The sequence below is a fragment of the Allobaculum fili genome, assembly GCF_020969955.1.
Classification (GTDB): domain Bacteria; phylum Bacillota_I; class Bacilli_A; order Erysipelotrichales; family Erysipelotrichaceae; genus Allobaculum; species Allobaculum fili.
The window spans coordinates 1-255 of the sequence record NZ_JAHDSX010000170.1 but is presented as its reverse complement, the minus strand read 5'-3'; the positions used below and the strand labels follow the sequence as shown (position 1 = coordinate 255).

Below are 255 nucleotides of genomic sequence, written 5' to 3'. Positions count from 1 at the left end.
GTGCGTAACAGCTCACTAGTCGAGTGGCCCTGCGCCGAAAATGTACCGGGGCTAAGCTGTCTGCCGAAAGCGCGGATTAAGTACTGAAGTATTTAGTGGTAGGGGAGCGTTGCATGTTCATTGAAGCGTTACCGTAAGGGGATGTGGAGGACATGGAAGTGAGAATGCCGGTGTGAGTAGCGAGATGCAGGTGAGAATCCTGCACACCGAAAGCCCAAGGATTCCGGGGGAAGGTTCGTCCGCCCCGGGTCAGTC

At 55.7% G+C, this 255-nt stretch carries 1 rRNA gene; it reads left to right on the top strand.

Features of this window, described 5'->3' with window-relative positions:
• A 23S ribosomal RNA gene (locus tag Afil_RS10955) occupies window positions 1-255 on the top strand; the annotation flags it as partial.